Here is a 1,602-nt window from a genome sequence, read left to right on the forward strand (position 1 = left end):
TTGAATTCCGCCAAGGAATTCAACCGCAATGAATTATAGCCGATGTTGTAGGTAGTGTTTTCTTTCAGTTACTAATCCAGTTAATTTATTCAGTTTTATTTGGTCAATTTTTTTCCAATCCGTTTTATCAAATTCCAATGAGCTGAATTTTTTTAAACTTCGATATATTGGTAAAATCATAGTCTCAAAATCTCCAGTCAATTTATAAATCAGATTACGTTTTTTATTTATTCCGCCACTTTTTGAGATAAAAAAGTCAATTACCTTTCCGCTTGGTTTTAATTCAAAGAAATAACATTCAGGCTCCAAGTTCCAACATATTTCCGTTTCGATTCCGTTCAGAGTTAAAATAAGAGATTCACAAAGTTTGTCAGTCGGATTTTCGGGAATATTTGAAGTAATAAAATTCAATTCAAAGTCCGAAGTTTTAAAGTTTGTAGGTAACCAACCATTTTTAGGAATTTCAAACTTTAATTGCAATTTGCTCATTAAATTTAAATTTTAATTCCGAAAAGCACAATGAAAGCAAATAACACACAAATGATTGAAAAGACTTGAAAAAAGATTTTCATTCCTTTAAAAATCCCTGGTGCTTTTTCAACCAAATTTGGATTATGCTTTTTATGAAACCTTAATTGGAATTTCACAATTATTGGACCAACGAACCAAAAAATTAAAGCTGCGAAAATGAAAAATAATGTTGGTTTTATATTATCCATATATGTGCGTCAAAATTACTTACAACGTGTTTGTGTATGATTTCGTTGCGTGTTTAAACACTAAAGTTAGCAAATAAGTCACAACAAATAGAAAGTCTGCGAGGACTTTCGTAAGTAGGCTATAACTAGCAATGAATTATACACGTTGTTGTAAAACGTTTTATTTCGTATTCTTCTTTTTATCGTCAGTTGCCCATTTTTTTATTTTTTCGTTCAATGTCGAATACCCTAAACCGCCTAAAAGCATTCCAATTGGCATTCCGATTATTGTTCTCCAGAATTCTTTTGGATTTCTGCGATAATCAGGTAGATAAGCCCAATATAAAAATCCGACAAACAGGATAACAAGTATTGAAATAATTATAAATTCAGTCATAGTATTTTAACCTTTCCGTTTCCACTCCTTAAATCCGATTACGTCATCTCTAACTTCCTTTATCCACTTTTTTCCTTTTGTCGAATTCAAGTGTTCAAATATTATTTTGTTGTATGCGCTTATTATTTCATTTTCTGGCCCAGTACAACCAAATTCGTAAAAGTATATTCCGTATTTCTTTTCAAAATCTGGGTCAGTAGCAATAATAACAGGTGCAATTCCACCCATTAGCAACAAAAATGGATTTCCATTCTTAATGTCCAATTCTGCCATTTTTTCAGCTTCCTTTTCATTCGTAACAAAAGTCAGTTTAGAAGCTCCAGAATTATTTAATTGCTCGTCGCTCAATTCTCCAATTCTTGAAAATATAACAGTTTCTTCCCCGTCTGTTTGAGCATTCAAAGTCAAAGTTAGAATTCCAATAAATAACGTTAATATGAACTTCATAGGCTTCTCTTAAATGTTTTACAACGTCTCGCGCATAACGAAAGTGGCGACTTAAAACGC

Annotated in this window: 3 protein-coding genes; all 3 read right to left on the reverse strand. The window is 31.6% G+C overall.

Annotation, left to right across the window (positions count from 1 at the left end):
• Positions 1-33: 33 nt before the first annotated feature.
• Positions 34-489 (reverse strand): hypothetical protein, encoded by a 456-nt coding sequence (locus G3567_RS13140; protein WP_164005776.1) that lies wholly within the window; start codon positions 487-489, stop codon positions 34-36.
• 390 nt (positions 490-879) lie between these two features.
• Positions 880-1,095, reverse strand: coding sequence for a hypothetical protein (locus tag G3567_RS13145; RefSeq protein WP_164005777.1), 216 nt, complete (start codon positions 1,093-1,095; stop codon positions 880-882).
• 6 nt (positions 1,096-1,101) lie between these two features.
• On the reverse strand, positions 1,102-1,542 hold the full coding sequence (locus G3567_RS13150; protein WP_164005778.1) for an FEKKY domain-containing protein: 441 nt from the start codon (positions 1,540-1,542) through the stop codon (positions 1,102-1,104).
• Positions 1,543-1,602 lie beyond the last annotated feature (60 nt).

This window comes from Psychroflexus aurantiacus (genome assembly GCF_010820555.1).
GTDB lineage: Bacteria > Bacteroidota > Bacteroidia > Flavobacteriales > Flavobacteriaceae > Psychroflexus > Psychroflexus aurantiacus.